The following is a 16,766-nucleotide window of genomic DNA, read 5'->3' as shown; positions in this document are numbered from 1 at the left end:
CATTGTATTACTTCATTTTTACTTGGATATATTCCAAATACCTGAATAGATGATATCAGAGAATGGTTCTTTAGAATTATCTATTTGATAATCTATGGCTGCTTGTTCTCCGGGGATCAGTTGTGTCCACCCATTATATGTATAATTGCCCTGATTATAAAAATCACCATGGATAAAGAAACGTATTTGATTCTTAGATTCAAACATAAGGCTTATTTGTCCAGCAAACGCCTTCTCTTTTAATGATATCAAACCATTTTCAATATTCACGCAATCAAGTGCTACATACAATATTTTATCAATATGATGCTGCCTGCCTTCTCCAATAATATATAATCCACCAGGTCGATATACATTCTTTAATACAGGAAAATCATAAGCTTTCGCAATTACATATTGTGTGTTCTCTAATTCTTTTTTTATTTCCTCATGACTAAGATTTGCTCCCTCAGTTTCTGCTTTTTGAAGATGCTGTTCAACTTCTTCTTCACTTTCTCTGGATAACTTTACAAGTTGTTTTACCACCTCATCATATGAAACCATACGATAGCTGGAATTTTCTGTTTCACTTTGTGTTCCATTTAAATAATCACTCATTTGATAATCTGTGCTTTGTATCTCTTTATTTTTTTGATCATATAAATGTAATGTACATGTGATCTTTTTTGATAATTCTGTTATTTTCTGTTCATCTGTTGTGTGAAAATCTAACAAATAGAAATCCACAAAATCACTGTTTTTTTGAAATGGTACTGTATTATTGAAATCTTTTAATGAGAGCTGTGTGATAGTTTGTGAATCAAGAATATTATGAAAATCCATTGTAAGCTTTACGGAATCTATTTGTTCATACTGATGATAATCCACGCTGATTTTTAATACTCTGACTTGTGAAACATCCGAGATATTCTTTTTAATATCCGCAGGAAGTTCTTCATAATTTTTTTCATTGATATCAAGTAAACTGAAATACACATTAGGTTCTAAACCCGCCTTTTTCTGATTACCAAAGTAAAAAATCGCTCCTGCACATATAATCAAGACGAAAACAATTATATATATCATGTAGCTTTTCTTTTTCTCAAACATAACTACTTCCCTCCTTTATGATTCTAACATAGGTTAACAACATAAAATCATTCCTCTGCATATGGATGCCAATAGGCATCTATGATTTATGTACATTGCCTTCTTTTCTATATTTAGTATAACATTGATTGATTGATGAATATATATAAATGGGAAATATTATAGAATAAATAGGAAAAACGTGTGCAGCTTATAGTTACACACGTTTCTTCATTTTCGATTGCCTTCTTTGTCAAATGTTTTTCTTAATGCTTTCTCTGTTGGTATAATTGCCGCAATTAAAGGTATTATTTGTATACACATAAAGATAGTACTCATGATGGACATCCGCTCTTCATCCATTTGAAATACCCATAACATAAATATTATCGTAAAAACCAATAAAGCAATCCCCCATTTCAGCCACAGGTTTCCTGCATAATGATGCGCAAATTGCCATGTATCTTCATTCAACATAGACATGCTTGTACGATATCCAAATATATCATTGATTTCTTTTGGTGCATGGCGATAGAAATAATATCCAAAGCCTATCATGGTAAGTGGCACCAGCATACTGCATACGAACAATGTAATCTTTACAACCATATATTTCACCCCGTATATTTTTTGTGTAAATATGTCCAATAGATTGTCATAATCACAATCCCTATACTATATATGATAATCGTGGAAAACGCAAAACTTTGTATACTGATTAAATGAAAACGATATAACAGATAAGGGATAGCACTGAATATTGCATACATCCCCCACATCATCCCGTTTTTATGATTGTATTCTTCTATATCATGAAAATGTTCAGCTTTGATTTCTTCTTCACTGCCAGAGAAAAACCACATCGGTTCTTTTTTACGCCAAGCATAGATGCCAATCGCAAAAAATATGCTAGAACAAAATAACATAATAAAATCTAATACGATATTCATAAATCTTCGCCTCACTTAAAGTATATTCCCAGAACTTTGCCATTTTCATCATACGCAAAAGAATATTCTGCCTTATAATTCTCAAAATTGATAAATACAATTACCTGATATCCTGATTCTATTCTCATCATTTTTATTTTGTCTACATTTTGAAATTCACCATAGACATCAGGTACCTTACTAAATTCATGACGCGATATCTCCGCATCTAAACCAACCACTGCCAGAGAAACTTCTTTTCCAACTTTTTCATATTCGCCTTTTTGTAGATATTCCATTAACATAAGTGATTTTTGTTTTAGTTCTTCTTTTTTTTCTTTTGGTATATCATTTGATGAACATCCACACAGGCAGATCAAACAAATTAATAATACTAACTTTTTCATTTTACCGGTTTCATGTAAATGCCTGTCATCACATCGTCTTGATCAAATGATAAGGTATACTGTACCTTCCCTTTTTCATACTCTGCAATGATGCCAATTGTAACATTACCATCCTTTGCGATACAATCATGTTCTCCTATTTTTTTGAATATGCCTAACGGTGTTACATACGTATCCATCCCTTCTTTCAAGGCATCTGTGCCAACAGATTTCACATCTTTACTACCTCGATCTAAGACTTTCTGATATTCCCCATTATTCATTTCATTGATGATATCCGTAGCAAGTGCTACGACTTTTTCTTCGTCATAGTCATCTTTTTTACTATCCTGCTTACTGCATGCACTGACTCCTAATAATAATCCTAAACACAAACAAATACTTAAAATCTTTTTCATAAACGTTTTCCTTTCCTGCTGCTATGCAGCATATATATTCCCATACATATAGATAATATGGATAAACCTGATATAAAAACCGGCATAAAGAATGAAGAAAGTGGCGTTACATGTATGGAATGCTGAAATACATATATCAAACAAACCATGATATATTCATACAGGCGATGTAGCATTGTACAGCCATCGTCATATTCTCTTTTTGTCTTTCTAATGTTGAATGCCATGAACATGAAAAACGTTCCACAGCTAACATCATCATATAAAGAAACGCAATCACAATCAGTATAATATATAAGGAAGAACGAGGCCCAAATTTATCAATTTCTCCTTGAAAATTGAAATGTGAACCAATTTGTTCAGGAATATCCTTCCATATATATAAGACGTAAACATAAAAACCGATATAAACTAGCCACCCACATATGCCGATCGTTTTTTTAAATGTTTTCATATCTGACTCGCTTTATAATCGTTTGATATAATACAATCCAAACAATGACTGTAAGAATAAGAATATATCCCTCTATCACCCATGTCTGATTGCCTAATATCGCATAACAATCAAGCAGCATATGAAGGACAATTGCCAATCCAGTATAGTAATTTTTATGTTCTTTCACACCGTACCAGACAATGATTGACATGGCCACATGGAATGCAATCGCAAGTATTCTTTCTCCACATGCCAGTAATACGCTTGATAAATCTGTGGATACACTCAATAAAGGTATTCCTGTTAGCAACATCGCTTCTATACCACCATGTCCTAATCCAAATGCAAATGCATCATAGATCGAAGCATGCTTCTTTTTGATACATTGAAATCCAATCAGCCTTGCTGTTTCTTCAAATAAACCAGCTGTGAATGCTAATATAAGAATGTATAAAACAGGATGTTTCAATGTGAAAAGCGATATGGATCGCTGTTGCGTCATGATACTTAATAAAGGTAAACGCAATACCATCTGCGATATCACAAATGCCAGCATACCCACCACAAATGATACCCATAATCCTTTCTGTTTTCTGGATAAACAGATTGTGAGCAGGATGGGCATTAAGAAACAAACCAAAATTACAATTGCTGTTTTCATGTCCTTGGGATATACAGGTGAATAGTAAATTCATGTTCTTCAGATGTCACCTGCATATTTCCTCCATAGTGATCTAACGTCTGAGCAACATTTTTCAAACCAAGTCCGGCATGCCCCGGTTTGCTTGATTTTTCTATATCCTTAAATTCTTTCGTGGAATTGCTGATCGCAATGACGATAAACTCATGAATCTGATCAATACATATATGAATAAATTTATTTCCTAACGTTTCTTCACATGCATCAATGGCATTATCTAATAGATTAGCGAAGATAACCGTCACATCAATTTCTTTCATAAAACTAAAATCAATTGGCGCAATCTGACAAGTTACTTCAATACCATCGTTTCTGGCTTCATCAATTTTTTCATGTAAGATCACATTGATAATTGGATGAGAACTGTACACCGTATGTGAATAGTTATTCAACAGTTCTTTCATATCCCCAATATAATGCTCCACATTTTCTTTTGGGAGTTCCTTGCTTTCTAATACTTGCATATGGCGTTTCATATCATGAATGATTCCACGACTTTGATCATACTTTTCTTCCAGTTTCTGATAATACGTATACTGCATCTTTCCCATTTCTTCTAAACGAATTGCCTGTTCTTTCAACATGACATTTTCTTTGATTTTCTCAAACAGATAAAACAGATAAATATCTAACAATACCACAAAAGCCATATCCATAATCACTAAACAGATCATAACCGGTTGTAAATAATACGCACACATCATCAATACTGCCTGATAATTCACAAAGGTAAATAATGGAATGACAACGATTTGAAACAATGCTTCGGATAAACTTTTTTTCTTATTGGTTTTAATTGATAAACGACGATACAGCCAATAGGCATATAAAATCAGCAATTGTGGAGAAATGATTGTTATTGCCATCGACCATTTATTCAAGGTAACCACATGATTGATAAACACCGAAATATATATGGAAATCGGATAAGACATATACTCATATAATCCCAGCAGCATCACAAATCCCATGATATTGCGCAGTGGCTTTTTACGATTCGTGAAAGGATATAACAAGAGGGCATCGAATAACACCATGACACTTTTACTGAGGGGATAGTATCTCATAGCACTGATTGCCAGCACTGCGGCATTGATAAATAGTACGATAAAAAACTTTCAGCCACTTTGTTTCCATTCGATATGATGTAGAATCACAAATGATGTGATACAGCATGCACAAAAGGAACAAAGATACGTAAATACATATATATTCATAAGTATTACCTCTTAATCTGACGATATAAATAATCGTTTAATTCACTTCGGAAACTGGTACTTCGCTTTTGCGATAAGGGAATCAAATCACCATTGATCATCGTGATATCATAACCTTTTAAAAGTTTTACATGCTTTAAGTTAATACAGAAACTTTTATGTGGCATAACAAAGTCATAATCTTTCATCTCACCCGCAATTTCATGCAGGCTTTTACTCATGATATATTCCTGTTTCAAAGTATGCAGAATCACATTCCTTCCTAAGAATTCAAAGTACAGAATATCATCAGTAGGAAGTTGTAATACACCATCTTTTGTATGAAAACTGCATAATACTTCCACTTGTGTAACCATCGATTTCACATCCTGCAAAACCCTTTCTATATCTGATTTTTGAATTGGTTTCTTTAGATAATCAAACGCATGTACGCCAAAAGCCTGCGCTCGATAATCATCAAAGTTTGTGAGATAGACAATACAACAGTTTGGATACAGCTTTCTCAACTGATTTCCAGTTTCTATCCCATTCATTTCTTCCATCCCAATATCTAAAAAGTATAGCGGATATTTTTTATCTAACAACTGTCTTGGATCATGGAAACAATCCACCTCATGTCCCATATCTTTCAACAGTGTACTTAGTTCTTCCAATATTGTAAATTCATCGTCACATAATGCTATCTTCATGTGTTGTCCCCTGCTTTCTTGCCTTTATTATATCTTTTCAATGTTCGTTATACAACCATCTATGCATGAGGTAAAGCAAAAAACGTATAAAAGAAAAGATCCTATAGGACCTTTATGTTTCAGTTAGTATACACTCTTTCAACATCGTTATGATTTTAGGAATATCCTCCTCTGACAGCAGCTCTGTATCCTCCATCCTTTGAAAGGTACCACTATACGCTATATCATGTGTTTGAAAATTAAAAACAATCTCTTTTCTTTCCTTATATATATTATCGTTACAAATGATGATTTCCATTAGTCCAAATTCTGTCTGTATATCCTTTGTTTCCAGGATATCTTTTTTTGGTATATGTATAGCATAACCTAAATTCAATTCGAGTTGTTGCTCATCCTGATGCCAGATTATTTGATTATATGATTTCATTTTTTCTGAAACTCTAGTAAACGTTATTTTATTGTTTTCTATAAGTTTTTGGTTTAAATAATAAGTTTCGCATATTTGAGATGGTGACATATTCATTTTTTGATATCGTTTCCCATTCATTAAGCTTAAGGAATATATGATAACGATAATGGCAAGTTAATGTGATGATACAGCCTATTGTGATTTTTATTTTCTTTTTCATAATAACCATCCTCTATTCCATTATATCATTTACATTTCATCTTTTGTTTGTTTCATGAAAAATTAAAGGATAGCTTCTTTGCTTGTACACCTAAAGTATAAAAAAATGGAAAATATGCTGCTGAATACGACATTATCCGTTATACTGGAAGCACAACATACATATAGTCATTACATAGTAAACAAAATATATGCTATATTGATATATATATTTATCTAAATATCTAAGATATTATAATTATAGAATATTAAAATTGAAAACAAATCTACTTTAAAATGTAATTAGAAAGTGATATACTTCAGGTAAATATAAAGGCGAAAATCCTTTATAAAAACTACTCAAGGAGAAAAAATGGAAAAAAATATAATTGCTATAATAGTAGGAATCGCTTTAGTTTTTGTGGCATATTTGATAGCATTTAAAGGAAAAATTGATTTAATCCACAAGTATCATTATGCTAATGTACTTAAGGAAGATATAAAAGCATATGAAAAAGCTACAGGTTTCTCTATTTTTGTTGTAGCAGTAGGTGTGCTATCTATGCCCTTAGTAAATATGTCAGTGAACGAAAATTTAGGTGATAAAATTGGATTAGGATTTGTAATAATTGGTATAATACTGCTAATCTATTTTTCATTTAAGTACAATGGAGGATTATTTAGCAAACATGAAAACAAATAGTTTTTACATTTATACATGTAAATGATGAATCAAATCTTATATCTTTTGTTATCAGTATACCCATTTTTGGCTATACTGATTTTTTTATAAAGTGGTGTAATAAAAAGACCTATGAAAGAATCTTAATTTCCATAGGTATCTGATATTTGTTCCATTAATGGAATATATATTTTACTGATTGTTTAGTTATGTAGAGGTTGTAACTTTTGATCATAAACAACAGTCCTACTAGCTAAATACTTGTTAAAAGGGTTACACACTGTGCCTGCACGCCTTCTTCTCTACCTACAAAACCCATCTTTTCTCCACGAGTTGCCTTGATAGATACTACCTCCAGATCACAATGTAAAGCATTCGCAATATTCTTGCGCATAGCTTCAATATGGGGTGCCATCTTTGGTCGTTCAATCATAACAAGTGCATCAAGATTATTGATACGATATCCTTTTTCTGTCATCATATCATGCACTTTGCCAAGCATCCAGATACTATCCATATCTTTATATGCAGGATCTGTATCAGGAAAATGTTTTCCTAAATCTCCCAATGCTAAAGCTCCCAAAATACTTTCTGCGATTGCATGTGTTAGCACATCCGCATCGGAATGCCCTAATAAACCTTTGGTATGTGGAATATCCACACCCCCGATGATAAGTTTTCTTCCTTCTACCAATTGATGTATATCCGTGGATTGTCCTATACGAAACATGATTATTACCACCTTTCTAGCATTAGTGTACAAGAAACGAATTATTTTTGCAAATGCTTTTTCAGCTTTCCTATTTGGAAATGGATATCTTAATTCGTACAATAACATGTTTGTAAAATATAAAAATCTAATTTTTAAAAAAATCATGTTCATATGTGAAAGTTTATGATATAGTAAAATCACAAAGGGATGAAAAGGAGACATTTATGAAAAAATTATTAACCTTAATATGTAGTGCCGGATTATTATTTTCTATGGCAGCATGTAGTGGCAGTAAAGTACAGGATAAAGCATTAGATGCATTAGAAACATCCTTAAACAAAATTGTGGAAATGAAAACTGCAACGTATTCCATGGGAATGGATGCAAAAAGTGGAGAAGAAACTGCAACTTTAAAAATCTCTGGCGGTTATTTGGCAGATACTGCTAAACCTTCATTTACAGCTGTTGTGGATATGGAATCAGAAGGACAGAAAATGGATGGTTTCATGAAACTGTATATGAAAGATAACGTTGTTTATTATGATATGATGGGTATAAAAGGCAAAAGTCCTGCAACAGAAATTGAACAGGAAGAAACAAAGTTTGAAAAGTTCAATTTAAAGAAAGATGAAATCAAGCCTTATTTGAAAAAAGCTGAATTAAAAGGTGATTCTTTAGTATTAGAATTAGACGCCGATAAAGTAAATAATATCGCAAAAAAAGCAGAAAGCAGCGAAATTGCAGCTACAGCAAATGTAAAAGACAGTACAATTTCTAAATTTAATCTAACAGCAACACGTCAGGATGATTTTATCACAAAAGCTGTCATTGATTTTGAAGGTACACAAAAAAATGCTAGTGGAAAAGATGAACCAATCAGTGGAAAAATTACAATTGAATTCAACGATATCAATAAAGGAAAAGCATTGACATTCCCAGATTTCTCTGAGTTTAAAGAAGTTAAATAGCAAGACACCTGTGTAAAAGCAGGTGTTTTTTTAGATTAGTGTTGAAATTTATTATTTTATTTGTTATGATAGACAAGCCTAAGGGAGTAGTTAGCTCAAAAGAGTTGTTAAGTCAACATAATGATTCATAGTGAATCTGGCTTAAACAGTAAATAACGAGACTTATGCGTGGATTTTTCACGTTGAGTCTCGTTTTATTTTTGGAGGAAAACGATATGAGTGTAATTTCAATTTTTATGATTGGTATTGGATTGAGTATGGATGCCTTTGCGGTAAGTATCGCAAAAGGTATGACAATGAAGAAACAGGAAGTTTGGAAATATGCGATCATCCTTGGATTCTTCTTTGGTTTATTTCAGGCTGGTATGCCCGTAATCGGATGGTGGGTAGGAAGTTATTTTCAAGAATTAATTTCAAGTGTCGATCATTGGATTGCATTTGGTTTATTGGCAGTCATCGGATTTAATATGATAAGAGAAGCCGTTAAAGGTGAAGAGGATGTTGATAGTTCCTTAACGTTATCTACGATTATCGTGTTAGCAATTGCGACATCTATAGATGCTCTAGCCGTAGGCATTAGCTTTGCATTTCTTCAGGTAAATATCTGGCTGGCAGCTTCCATTATCGGTATTACCACTTTTGTATTAAGCATTATCGCTGTTGTGATCGGCAATCGATTAGGTGGTGTTCTTGAAAAATATGCAGGCATTCTTGGTGGTATCATCTTAATTGGTATTGGTACTAAAATTTTGATTGAACATCTATTTTTCTAAAGATATCTTTCTTAAGGATATCTTTTTCTTTCTGCATAGTTTTTTGTAACTATATGCAGAAAGATAGCCAAATTCATGGTTTTTCTGCATAGTTTTATAAAATTATATGCAGAAAAAAAAGCATATAATTGCTTTATGCTTTAATATATTTGGTTAGCTTTGCTTTCCCAACTTTTTTTACTGATCCAGTCTTCACCATATTTCCTAAAACTGATTCTACAGTAGTTGGACTAACGTCAGGTAAAATTCTACATATTTCTGCCTTAGAAATTGGTATTAAGCTATTTAGCACGATTGCCTCAATTCTTGCTTTTTTTGATACTTTTTTTGTATTCATTGTCGCAAATCTTTTATCTAGTTCTTTATAACACATATAGAGGGTGGACAAGAAATTTTCAATAAAATAAAAATAGTTATTTTCATTACTACTCCATCCTTCTGATGATTTTCGTAATGCATCATAATAATATGCTTTATAATTATTGATTTGCTCTTCAAAAGATACATACTTAACCACATCATAACCATTTTTATATAACAAGAGTAATGATAATAATCTTGACATTCTTCCATTACCATCAGTGAAAGGATGGATGCATAAAAAATCTAATATAACACACGGAATTAACAAAAGCTGATTGACATTTATATTATTTCGAGCATCCATATAGGCCAACTCTAATTGTTCCATTGCTTGTTTTGTTTCATTTGCTGGCACTGGCCTAAATCTAACATGTCGATTACCTGATGCATCTGTTTCTAGAATCACATTATCTAATTTTTTATATTTCCCGCCAAATTCAGAACCAGTCAGTAATAACATTTTTTGATGTAATCTTAATATATCATTTTCTGTAAAATCTATTTGATCATAATTTAAATGAATTTCATTTAATACATCTCTATACCCTGCAATTTCTGCTTCATTATGATTTAAAGGCGCACTGTTTTGATTAACAATAGCTTCAATACGATCATCACTTGTGATAATACCTTCAATTGCATTGGAACTTTTAACAGATTGAACTTTTGCTACAGCTTCTAGTGCTGTAAACACATTTATGTTATCATCTTTACGCACTCCTGCCATTGTTTTTAATGCTGCTATATTGGTTGTTAGATTAATAAGATTTGCTGGTAATAATCCATTTTTCAAAAATGAATAATCAAATGTTCTCATATTTATCCACCTGCTCTTTCTGCATACATTTTATATAATTATATGCAGAAAGTCAATTAAAATCATTATCTTTCTGCATAGCTTTTTGTAACTATATGCAGAAAAGCAGTCAAATTTATGGTTTTACTGCATAGTTTTATAAAACCATATGCAGAAAAGAAGCATAAATTTAATATATGCTTCTATAACAACATGATGTATATTTGTAATATATACAGGTTTCCAGCAATGAATAATGAAATTATAATTCTTCACCATTCGTTTCAATGACGTGTTTATACCAATCATAAGATTTTTTTGGTATTCTTTTTAATGTCCCATTTCCTTCATTATCCATGTCTACATAAATAAAACCATATCTTTTTTCAATGCTTCCGGTAGATAATCCAACAAGATCAATCGCACTCCATGGCATATATCCTATGACATTAACGCCATCACAAATAGCTTCTTTTAAAGCTTTGATGTGTTCTTTCAAATAAGCTATGCGATAATCATCATGCACTTCCCCATTTACTAATTCATCTTTTGCGCCTAATCCATTTTCAACAATCATGATTGGTTTTTGATATCGATCCCATAATGTATTTAATAGATAACGAAGTCCTGTACTATCAATTTGCCAACCCCACTCACTTGCTTTTAAATATGGATTTTTTAAGCCTAATCCTGAAATTAGATTTCCTGCTGCTTTTTCTTTAGCAACACCTTCTCCTTCACCTCTGCCACTAATGCAATACGTTTGATAGTAACTGCATGAATAAAAGTCAACACACCCTTGTTTCAAAATATCCATATCTTCCTCGTGTATTAGAAGATCTATTTGATTTTCTTCAAGAAATCTTTTTGCGTAAGTTGGATAATAACCACGTATCATAACATCACTGCAAAAATAATTTCTCATTTGTTGATGCTGCAAGGTCGCAAAAACATCATCAGGATGACAAGTAAGAGGATAGGCTGTCATTGTGGCAATCATACACCCTACTTTAAAGTTTTCATTCATTTCATGTGCTAATTTCACTGCCTTTGCACTAGCTACAAACTGATGATGCAATGCTTGAAATCGTGTATGATCATTATTGATGGAATCCTTCATGCAGGCATTTAATCCAATAGCTGTCCGTATTCCAAAAGGAACTAATGTACAATTTATCTCATTAAATGTTATCCAATATTTTACTTCCTCTTTAAATTCTGTAAATAATGTCTTACAATATTTTATATAGTGATTAATCATTTCCCGATTTGTCCAACCACCTATTTTAGCAAGTTCATATGGTGGTTCATAATGAGAGATTGTAACAACTGGCTCTATGTTATACTTCTTACATTCTTTAAAAATATTATGATAGTATGTCAAACCTTTTTGATTAGGTGCAGCATCATTCCCATTAGGATAAATTCTAGTCCATGCAATAGACATACGATAGGCTTTTAATCCCATTTCCGCCATCATTTTTATATCCTCTTTATAATGATGATAAAAATCAATTGCTTTATGCGATGAATAATATCTTTCTTCAAATGGTGAATCCACCTCTATGCGCATACCTTTTGTAAAATCACTGGCCAGTGTATCCATGACACTGATTCCCTTACCATCTTCTTGCCACGCACCTTCAATTTGATTAGCTGCAGTTGAAGCTCCCCATAAAAAGTTGTTAGGGAATTTTTTATTCAACATGTAAGATTCCTTCTTTCATATTTAATGCGATATTTTTATATTTTTTTGTATTTGTTACTACAATCATGGTCGTTGTATCATATCCTTCTTTTTTTATAGCGTCTAAATCAAATGCAATCAAAGTATCTCCTTTTGAAACATAATCTCCTTGTTTGATTTTTGTATCAAAATATTTTCCATTTAAATTCACTGTGTCTATTCCAATATGAATCAATACTTCAAGACCATTTTCTGATGTTAAGCCAATCGCATGATGTGTAGGGAATAATGATGTAACCTGAGCATTAAAAGGTGCAATTACTTTTCCTTCCGTTGGATTTACTGCAAAACCTTCTCCCATCATTTTTGTGGAAAATGCTTCATCATTGACTTTATCCAGTTCCATAATTTCCCCTTTAACAGGTGATGCAACTTTGATATCATCTTCATCTTCTATATCTTCAAAACCAAATAAATAAGTGATGATAAATGTGATAATAAATACAACTGGAATGCTTGATAATCCTATAAGGAAATTTACTCCGGTTCCGATATATACAGGTATGGTAATTAAACTAGGTGTTACAAAAGTAGGTGCCGTTAATCCAATAAAGCCAATATAACATCCACCTAGTAATCCCCCTAATAAAACAGCAATGAATGGTTTTTTCAAGCGTAAATTTACACCATATAATGCTGGTTCTGTAATACCTAATAAAGCGGAAAAGCTTGCAGATAAAGCAGTTCCTTTGAGTGCTTTATTCTTCGTTTTAAAAGCAACTGCCCCAGCAGCACCAGCTTCTGCAATATTGGCTGCCATACCTGATGGTAGAAAAATAGGATCAAATCCTTGTGTTGCGAATAATTGAATAATAAAAGGAATTGTAGCGTTATGTGTTCCAGTTAAAACCATTAATGGGAAAATAGCTGCATTAATTCCAACAGCAAGCCAACCCCAGTCCATCATAATTTTAGCAAGAGCAGCGAACCAATCACCAACAACAGATGATGCCGGACCAATTAAAATCAACATAATAGGGGCAACGATTAATAATGAAATCATAGGACGTAAGAATACTTTTACAATATTTGGACTAACTTTGTCAGCAAATTTATCTACGTATTTCAACAGCCATACTGCGAAAATAGCTGGCAATGCTTGTGTACTATAATTTAATATTTGTAAACCTAATCCAAAGAACCCGGAATAACTTGATAACTCTCCTAATGCTAATAAATTAGGATGTAGAAGTATTGCAGCTAATGTCATGGAAAGGAAAATATCTACTTTCATTTTCTTTGCTGCATTAAATGCTACGAAAAATGGCAAGAAATAGAATACTGCATCACCGATTAAATATAATGTAGCATATGTACTTGACTCAGCACTCATCCATCCTAAACTAGATAATACTACCAACAACACTTTGATCATACCTGAACCTGCAATCACGGGAATCGTAGGTGTAAAGCAGCTTACCAACGTATCTAAGCCTTCTTTTGCTAAGCCTTTCACAGTTATTTTTTTATGAGCTTTCTGATGTTCTTCTTGATGATCTATCATCTTTTCTACTTCTTTATACACATCCTCAATCGCAGTTCCAATAATTACTTGATATTGATCAGCTGCTTTTTTTACGCCAATCACACCGTCTAAACTTTCAATCTTTTCTGTCTGTGCTAATGATTCATCAACTAATGAAAATCTTAGCCTTGTAACACAATGCGTCACGTTGTTAACATTTTTCTTTCCTCCAACAAGTTCTATAATTGTTGAAGCTAAATCCTTGTAATTCATATAAATTCCTCCTCATCTTTTACATACATATTATTTCAAAATTCAAAGTCTTTATCTTTTTCAAATTTATCTAAAATATATATAAAAATTTAATCTATCCTTCACAACATAAAAAAAAAGTATAGATGATATTAAAAATCTACACTTATTTTTTAATTTAAATGGATAATATGGATATGTCTTATCTCATTAGGCTGTAAAGTAAACGTAAATTCTAGGATACCATTGATTGCGGTTACCTTTTTCCCATTTATCGAAGGTTGAGATACAGATTTTAAATATTGCATCTCGTCAGGACCAAAAAATGAACTATCTTCAAAATTCATTTGTATCCATTTACTTAAAGCACTTCCATGCTCATCATTAATATATCTGGATTTTATAAAATATGTACCATTTTCTACATCTGGAATTTTAAAAGAGAATGTTAATTCTTCAGTATCCTCAAAATACTGTGACAATAAATGAATATCAAAACCATTATTCTCATTACAATAAAACATATAATTTAATTCTTTACAATTATGACATACAATCTCAAAATAATTGTTTGTATCATTGGTCACAAGGCAATATTCGTCTTTATATACAAAATTACGATCTAATTTATTTAAAAACTTATAGGCATAAAATGATGGCTTTTTAACTCCCTGTCTTGTTAAGATTCCTGGCAAACCAGATAACATATTATTTTCCTTATGATTATCAAGCATTAAATCTAATGGATGATCGATTGGCAATGTTGGTAAATCATAATAGCCATGCAAGATATTTTTCATAATATTTGCTGCACGATAACTAGAATCATTGATATAATGATTTTCAACCAGCATATTTTTCCACGCTGAAACGACTAATTTTTGTATATTATTTTCATCGCAAATGCTCTTTGCTAGCTGATATTGATGTGATATATAATGCGCATCTGTAATTCTGTTTAAAAATATATCAGAGTCACTATTTGTTAAAGAATATGGCGCTATCGATATGGAAATCATTTCCATATCCTTGTTATACTTTAAAAATTCTTTTAGATTTTCTCCATTTTCATCCATCAAAAAACCTGGACCATATACATGTTTATGAAGTTTTAATTCAGTAAACAGTATATTTAATTCATTCGCAAACTTTCGATAAGAACATGCTTTTTCTTTTGTAAATACTGTATCAAAAAATAATTCATATTCCCATCGCTTTACGTTATCAATGCCATAGCGGTTAATACAATGACTGATTAATTTTTTAAAATATTTGATAAAACCATCTATTTGATGATATGTACGAAAATCAATAACGATGATTTGTTTAAATTGTAGTTCTAGCAAAAAGTCAAATACTTTTTCTTCTTCATAAAAATTGAACACATCCGAATCAAATGACACTTTATCTAAAATCAACCTTGCAAATTCAAATCCTAATTCTCTTTTTAATATTTCAACCTGATTTCGTAAATCACCATTTAATAATTTAGATAAATTTCCTAAATTACAAATATTTTTCCAATATGGATTTAATGCCTGTACTTCAAGGTTTTCAATACAAACTTTATGTATACAATCACTAATCTCAATATCTTTATTTTGTAAATATTGCTGCACATCTTCTTTCAAAGCGAATTTCTCTTCGTGGTAAGATTTATCTGATTTTTTTATACGATAGTCACTTGGTTTCTCTTTATATTTCTGTACAAAAGCCTTTGTAAATGATGTCACATTAGGAAAGCCATTATCAAGAGCAATTTTTATAATTGTATGATCTGTATTTAATAAATCTTCATGCGCACTTTCTATTTTCACTTCATTTAAATACTTTAAAAACGATACTTTAAATGTTTCTTTAAAATATTTTGAAAAATACTGGGGCGTTAATCCAAAATATTCTGAAACATCAACTAAAGAAATATTATTCTGATAATTCATTTTTATATAATTCTCTATTTGATCTTTACGATTTTCTTCTCCTGTTAAACGTATTATATATTCTGTGAAATCCGTTGATAATAATGCTAATAAATCATAAGCATATTTTTCAAAGAATAGTTTTTCATAATTTTCTTCAAAGGAAGCATTAATCAAAGAATCTAAAAGCTTTCTTAATCTGTCAAAATTATCATATTTATTTTTCATTGTATTACAACGTATTTTATGCATTTGACTGGATGTAAGTTTTAAATAATCCCTTTCGTTTATTTCAATTCTTGCCATAATTACATGATTGCCAGATATTTTATACCTTTGTGATTTGTTCAAAACGATGATATCTTGCTTCTCCATTATAAAAGATTCATTTTGAATGGATATATTGACTTTTCCTTTTAATAAGTAAAAAAGAGTCATCACTTTTGCTTGTTCTGCTTCTTCTATACTACTAAAAAACCTTAGATTTATAATTGACATAGAATTCATCCTTCTCTCTTAATATTAAGGTATCAAAGTAATTCTTATTCGTCAATTCATAATTATAAAACTAGTATTATTTCCTACTCCCTTACCCAATTCATCTATCATCTATGATAAAATAGAAGAAAGAACATGAC

At 31.5% G+C, this 16,766-nt stretch carries 18 protein-coding genes; 3 read left to right on the top strand and 15 right to left on the bottom strand.

Annotated features, from left to right (window positions below):
• Nucleotides 1-18: 18 nt before the first annotated feature.
• The 10 genes from DW761_RS06915 to DW761_RS06870 form a co-directional block, all read right to left on the bottom strand.
• Nucleotides 19-1,089 carry a hypothetical protein gene (locus DW761_RS06915; protein WP_117517066.1) on the bottom strand — a complete coding sequence of 357 codons (1,071 nt, stop codon included), beginning with the start codon at nucleotides 1,087-1,089 and terminating at the stop codon, nucleotides 19-21.
• Nucleotides 1,090-1,299: 210 nt separating this feature from the next.
• The gene (locus tag DW761_RS06910) at nucleotides 1,300-1,677 is read right to left on the bottom strand and encodes an SdpI family protein (protein ID WP_117517064.1); all 378 of its coding nucleotides are present in this window, start codon (nucleotides 1,675-1,677) and stop codon (nucleotides 1,300-1,302) included.
• A 5-nt stretch (nucleotides 1,678-1,682) separates the two neighbouring features.
• Nucleotides 1,683-2,018 carry a hypothetical protein gene (locus DW761_RS06905; RefSeq protein WP_117517062.1) on the bottom strand — a complete coding sequence of 112 codons (336 nt, stop codon included), beginning with the start codon at nucleotides 2,016-2,018 and terminating at the stop codon, nucleotides 1,683-1,685.
• Between the two features lie 11 nt (nucleotides 2,019-2,029).
• Nucleotides 2,030-2,404, bottom strand: coding sequence for a hypothetical protein (locus DW761_RS06900; RefSeq protein WP_117517060.1), 375 nt, complete (start codon nucleotides 2,402-2,404; stop codon nucleotides 2,030-2,032).
• On the bottom strand, nucleotides 2,401-2,802 hold the full coding sequence (locus DW761_RS06895) for a DUF3887 domain-containing protein (RefSeq protein ID WP_117517058.1): 402 nt from the start codon (nucleotides 2,800-2,802) through the stop codon (nucleotides 2,401-2,403). The genes DW761_RS06900 and DW761_RS06895 overlap by 4 nt, the downstream gene beginning before the upstream one ends.
• A 136-nt stretch (nucleotides 2,803-2,938) precedes the next feature.
• On the bottom strand, nucleotides 2,939-3,256 hold the full coding sequence (locus tag DW761_RS06890; RefSeq protein WP_117517056.1) for a DUF1648 domain-containing protein: 318 nt from the start codon (nucleotides 3,254-3,256) through the stop codon (nucleotides 2,939-2,941).
• Nucleotides 3,243-3,899 carry a YhfC family glutamic-type intramembrane protease gene (locus tag DW761_RS06885; protein ID WP_117517054.1) on the bottom strand — a complete coding sequence of 219 codons (657 nt, stop codon included), beginning with the start codon at nucleotides 3,897-3,899 and terminating at the stop codon, nucleotides 3,243-3,245. Before DW761_RS06885 ends, DW761_RS06890 begins: the two co-directional genes overlap by 14 nt.
• On the bottom strand, nucleotides 3,896-5,005 hold the full coding sequence (locus DW761_RS06880; protein WP_117517052.1) for a sensor histidine kinase: 1,110 nt from the start codon (nucleotides 5,003-5,005) through the stop codon (nucleotides 3,896-3,898). Before DW761_RS06880 ends, DW761_RS06885 begins: the two co-directional genes overlap by 4 nt.
• A gap of 155 nt (nucleotides 5,006-5,160) precedes the next feature.
• Nucleotides 5,161-5,844: a LytR/AlgR family response regulator transcription factor gene (locus tag DW761_RS06875; RefSeq protein WP_117517050.1), complete on the bottom strand. Its 684-nt coding sequence runs from the start codon at nucleotides 5,842-5,844 to the stop codon at nucleotides 5,161-5,163.
• Nucleotides 5,845-5,956: 112 nt separating this feature from the next.
• Nucleotides 5,957-6,271, bottom strand: a complete 315-nt coding sequence (locus DW761_RS06870) for a hypothetical protein (RefSeq protein ID WP_117517049.1) — start codon at nucleotides 6,269-6,271, stop codon at nucleotides 5,957-5,959.
• A gap of 553 nt (nucleotides 6,272-6,824) precedes the next feature.
• Between DW761_RS06870 and DW761_RS06865 the strand changes: the two genes are divergently transcribed.
• On the top strand, nucleotides 6,825-7,154 hold the full coding sequence (locus DW761_RS06865) for a hypothetical protein (RefSeq protein WP_117517047.1): 330 nt from the start codon (nucleotides 6,825-6,827) through the stop codon (nucleotides 7,152-7,154).
• Nucleotides 7,155-7,386: 232 nt separating this feature from the next.
• On the opposite strand, the gene ispF is transcribed toward DW761_RS06865, so the two are convergent.
• Nucleotides 7,387-7,863 (bottom strand): 2-C-methyl-D-erythritol 2,4-cyclodiphosphate synthase, encoded by a 477-nt coding sequence (ispF, locus tag DW761_RS06860; protein WP_117517045.1) that lies wholly within the window; start codon nucleotides 7,861-7,863, stop codon nucleotides 7,387-7,389.
• A 206-nt stretch (nucleotides 7,864-8,069) separates the two neighbouring features.
• On the opposite strand from ispF, the gene DW761_RS06855 reads away from it, so the two are divergent.
• Nucleotides 8,070-8,813, top strand: coding sequence for a hypothetical protein (locus DW761_RS06855; RefSeq protein WP_117517043.1), 744 nt, complete (start codon nucleotides 8,070-8,072; stop codon nucleotides 8,811-8,813).
• 215 nt (nucleotides 8,814-9,028) lie between these two features.
• Nucleotides 9,029-9,586, top strand: coding sequence for a manganese efflux pump MntP family protein (locus DW761_RS06850; protein ID WP_117517041.1), 558 nt, complete (start codon nucleotides 9,029-9,031; stop codon nucleotides 9,584-9,586).
• A 133-nt stretch (nucleotides 9,587-9,719) separates the two neighbouring features.
• Here the strand turns inward: DW761_RS06850 and DW761_RS06845 are convergent, their stop codons facing one another.
• The 4 genes from DW761_RS06845 to DW761_RS06830 form a co-directional block, all read right to left on the bottom strand.
• Nucleotides 9,720-10,766, bottom strand: a complete 1,047-nt coding sequence (locus tag DW761_RS06845) for a Fic family protein (protein WP_117517039.1) — start codon at nucleotides 10,764-10,766, stop codon at nucleotides 9,720-9,722.
• A gap of 241 nt (nucleotides 10,767-11,007) precedes the next feature.
• Complete coding sequence (locus DW761_RS06840; protein WP_117517037.1) at nucleotides 11,008-12,453, bottom strand: glycoside hydrolase family 1 protein; 1,446 nt, start codon at nucleotides 12,451-12,453, stop codon at nucleotides 11,008-11,010.
• A complete protein-coding gene (locus DW761_RS06835) occupies nucleotides 12,443-14,230 on the bottom strand; it encodes a beta-glucoside-specific PTS transporter subunit IIABC (protein WP_117517034.1) in 1,788 nt (595 codons plus the stop codon). The genes DW761_RS06840 and DW761_RS06835 overlap by 11 nt, the downstream gene beginning before the upstream one ends.
• A gap of 152 nt (nucleotides 14,231-14,382) precedes the next feature.
• Complete coding sequence (locus DW761_RS06830) at nucleotides 14,383-16,626, bottom strand: GH39 family glycosyl hydrolase (RefSeq protein ID WP_158553760.1); 2,244 nt, start codon at nucleotides 16,624-16,626, stop codon at nucleotides 14,383-14,385.
• Nucleotides 16,627-16,766: the final 140 nt, after the last annotated feature.

Origin of the sequence: Absiella sp. AM29-15, assembly GCF_003434225.1 — a bacterium.
Taxonomy (GTDB): Bacteria; Bacillota_I; Bacilli_A; order Erysipelotrichales; family Erysipelotrichaceae; genus Hoskinsella; species Hoskinsella hominis.
This window is presented reverse-complemented; position numbering and strand designations above follow the sequence as displayed.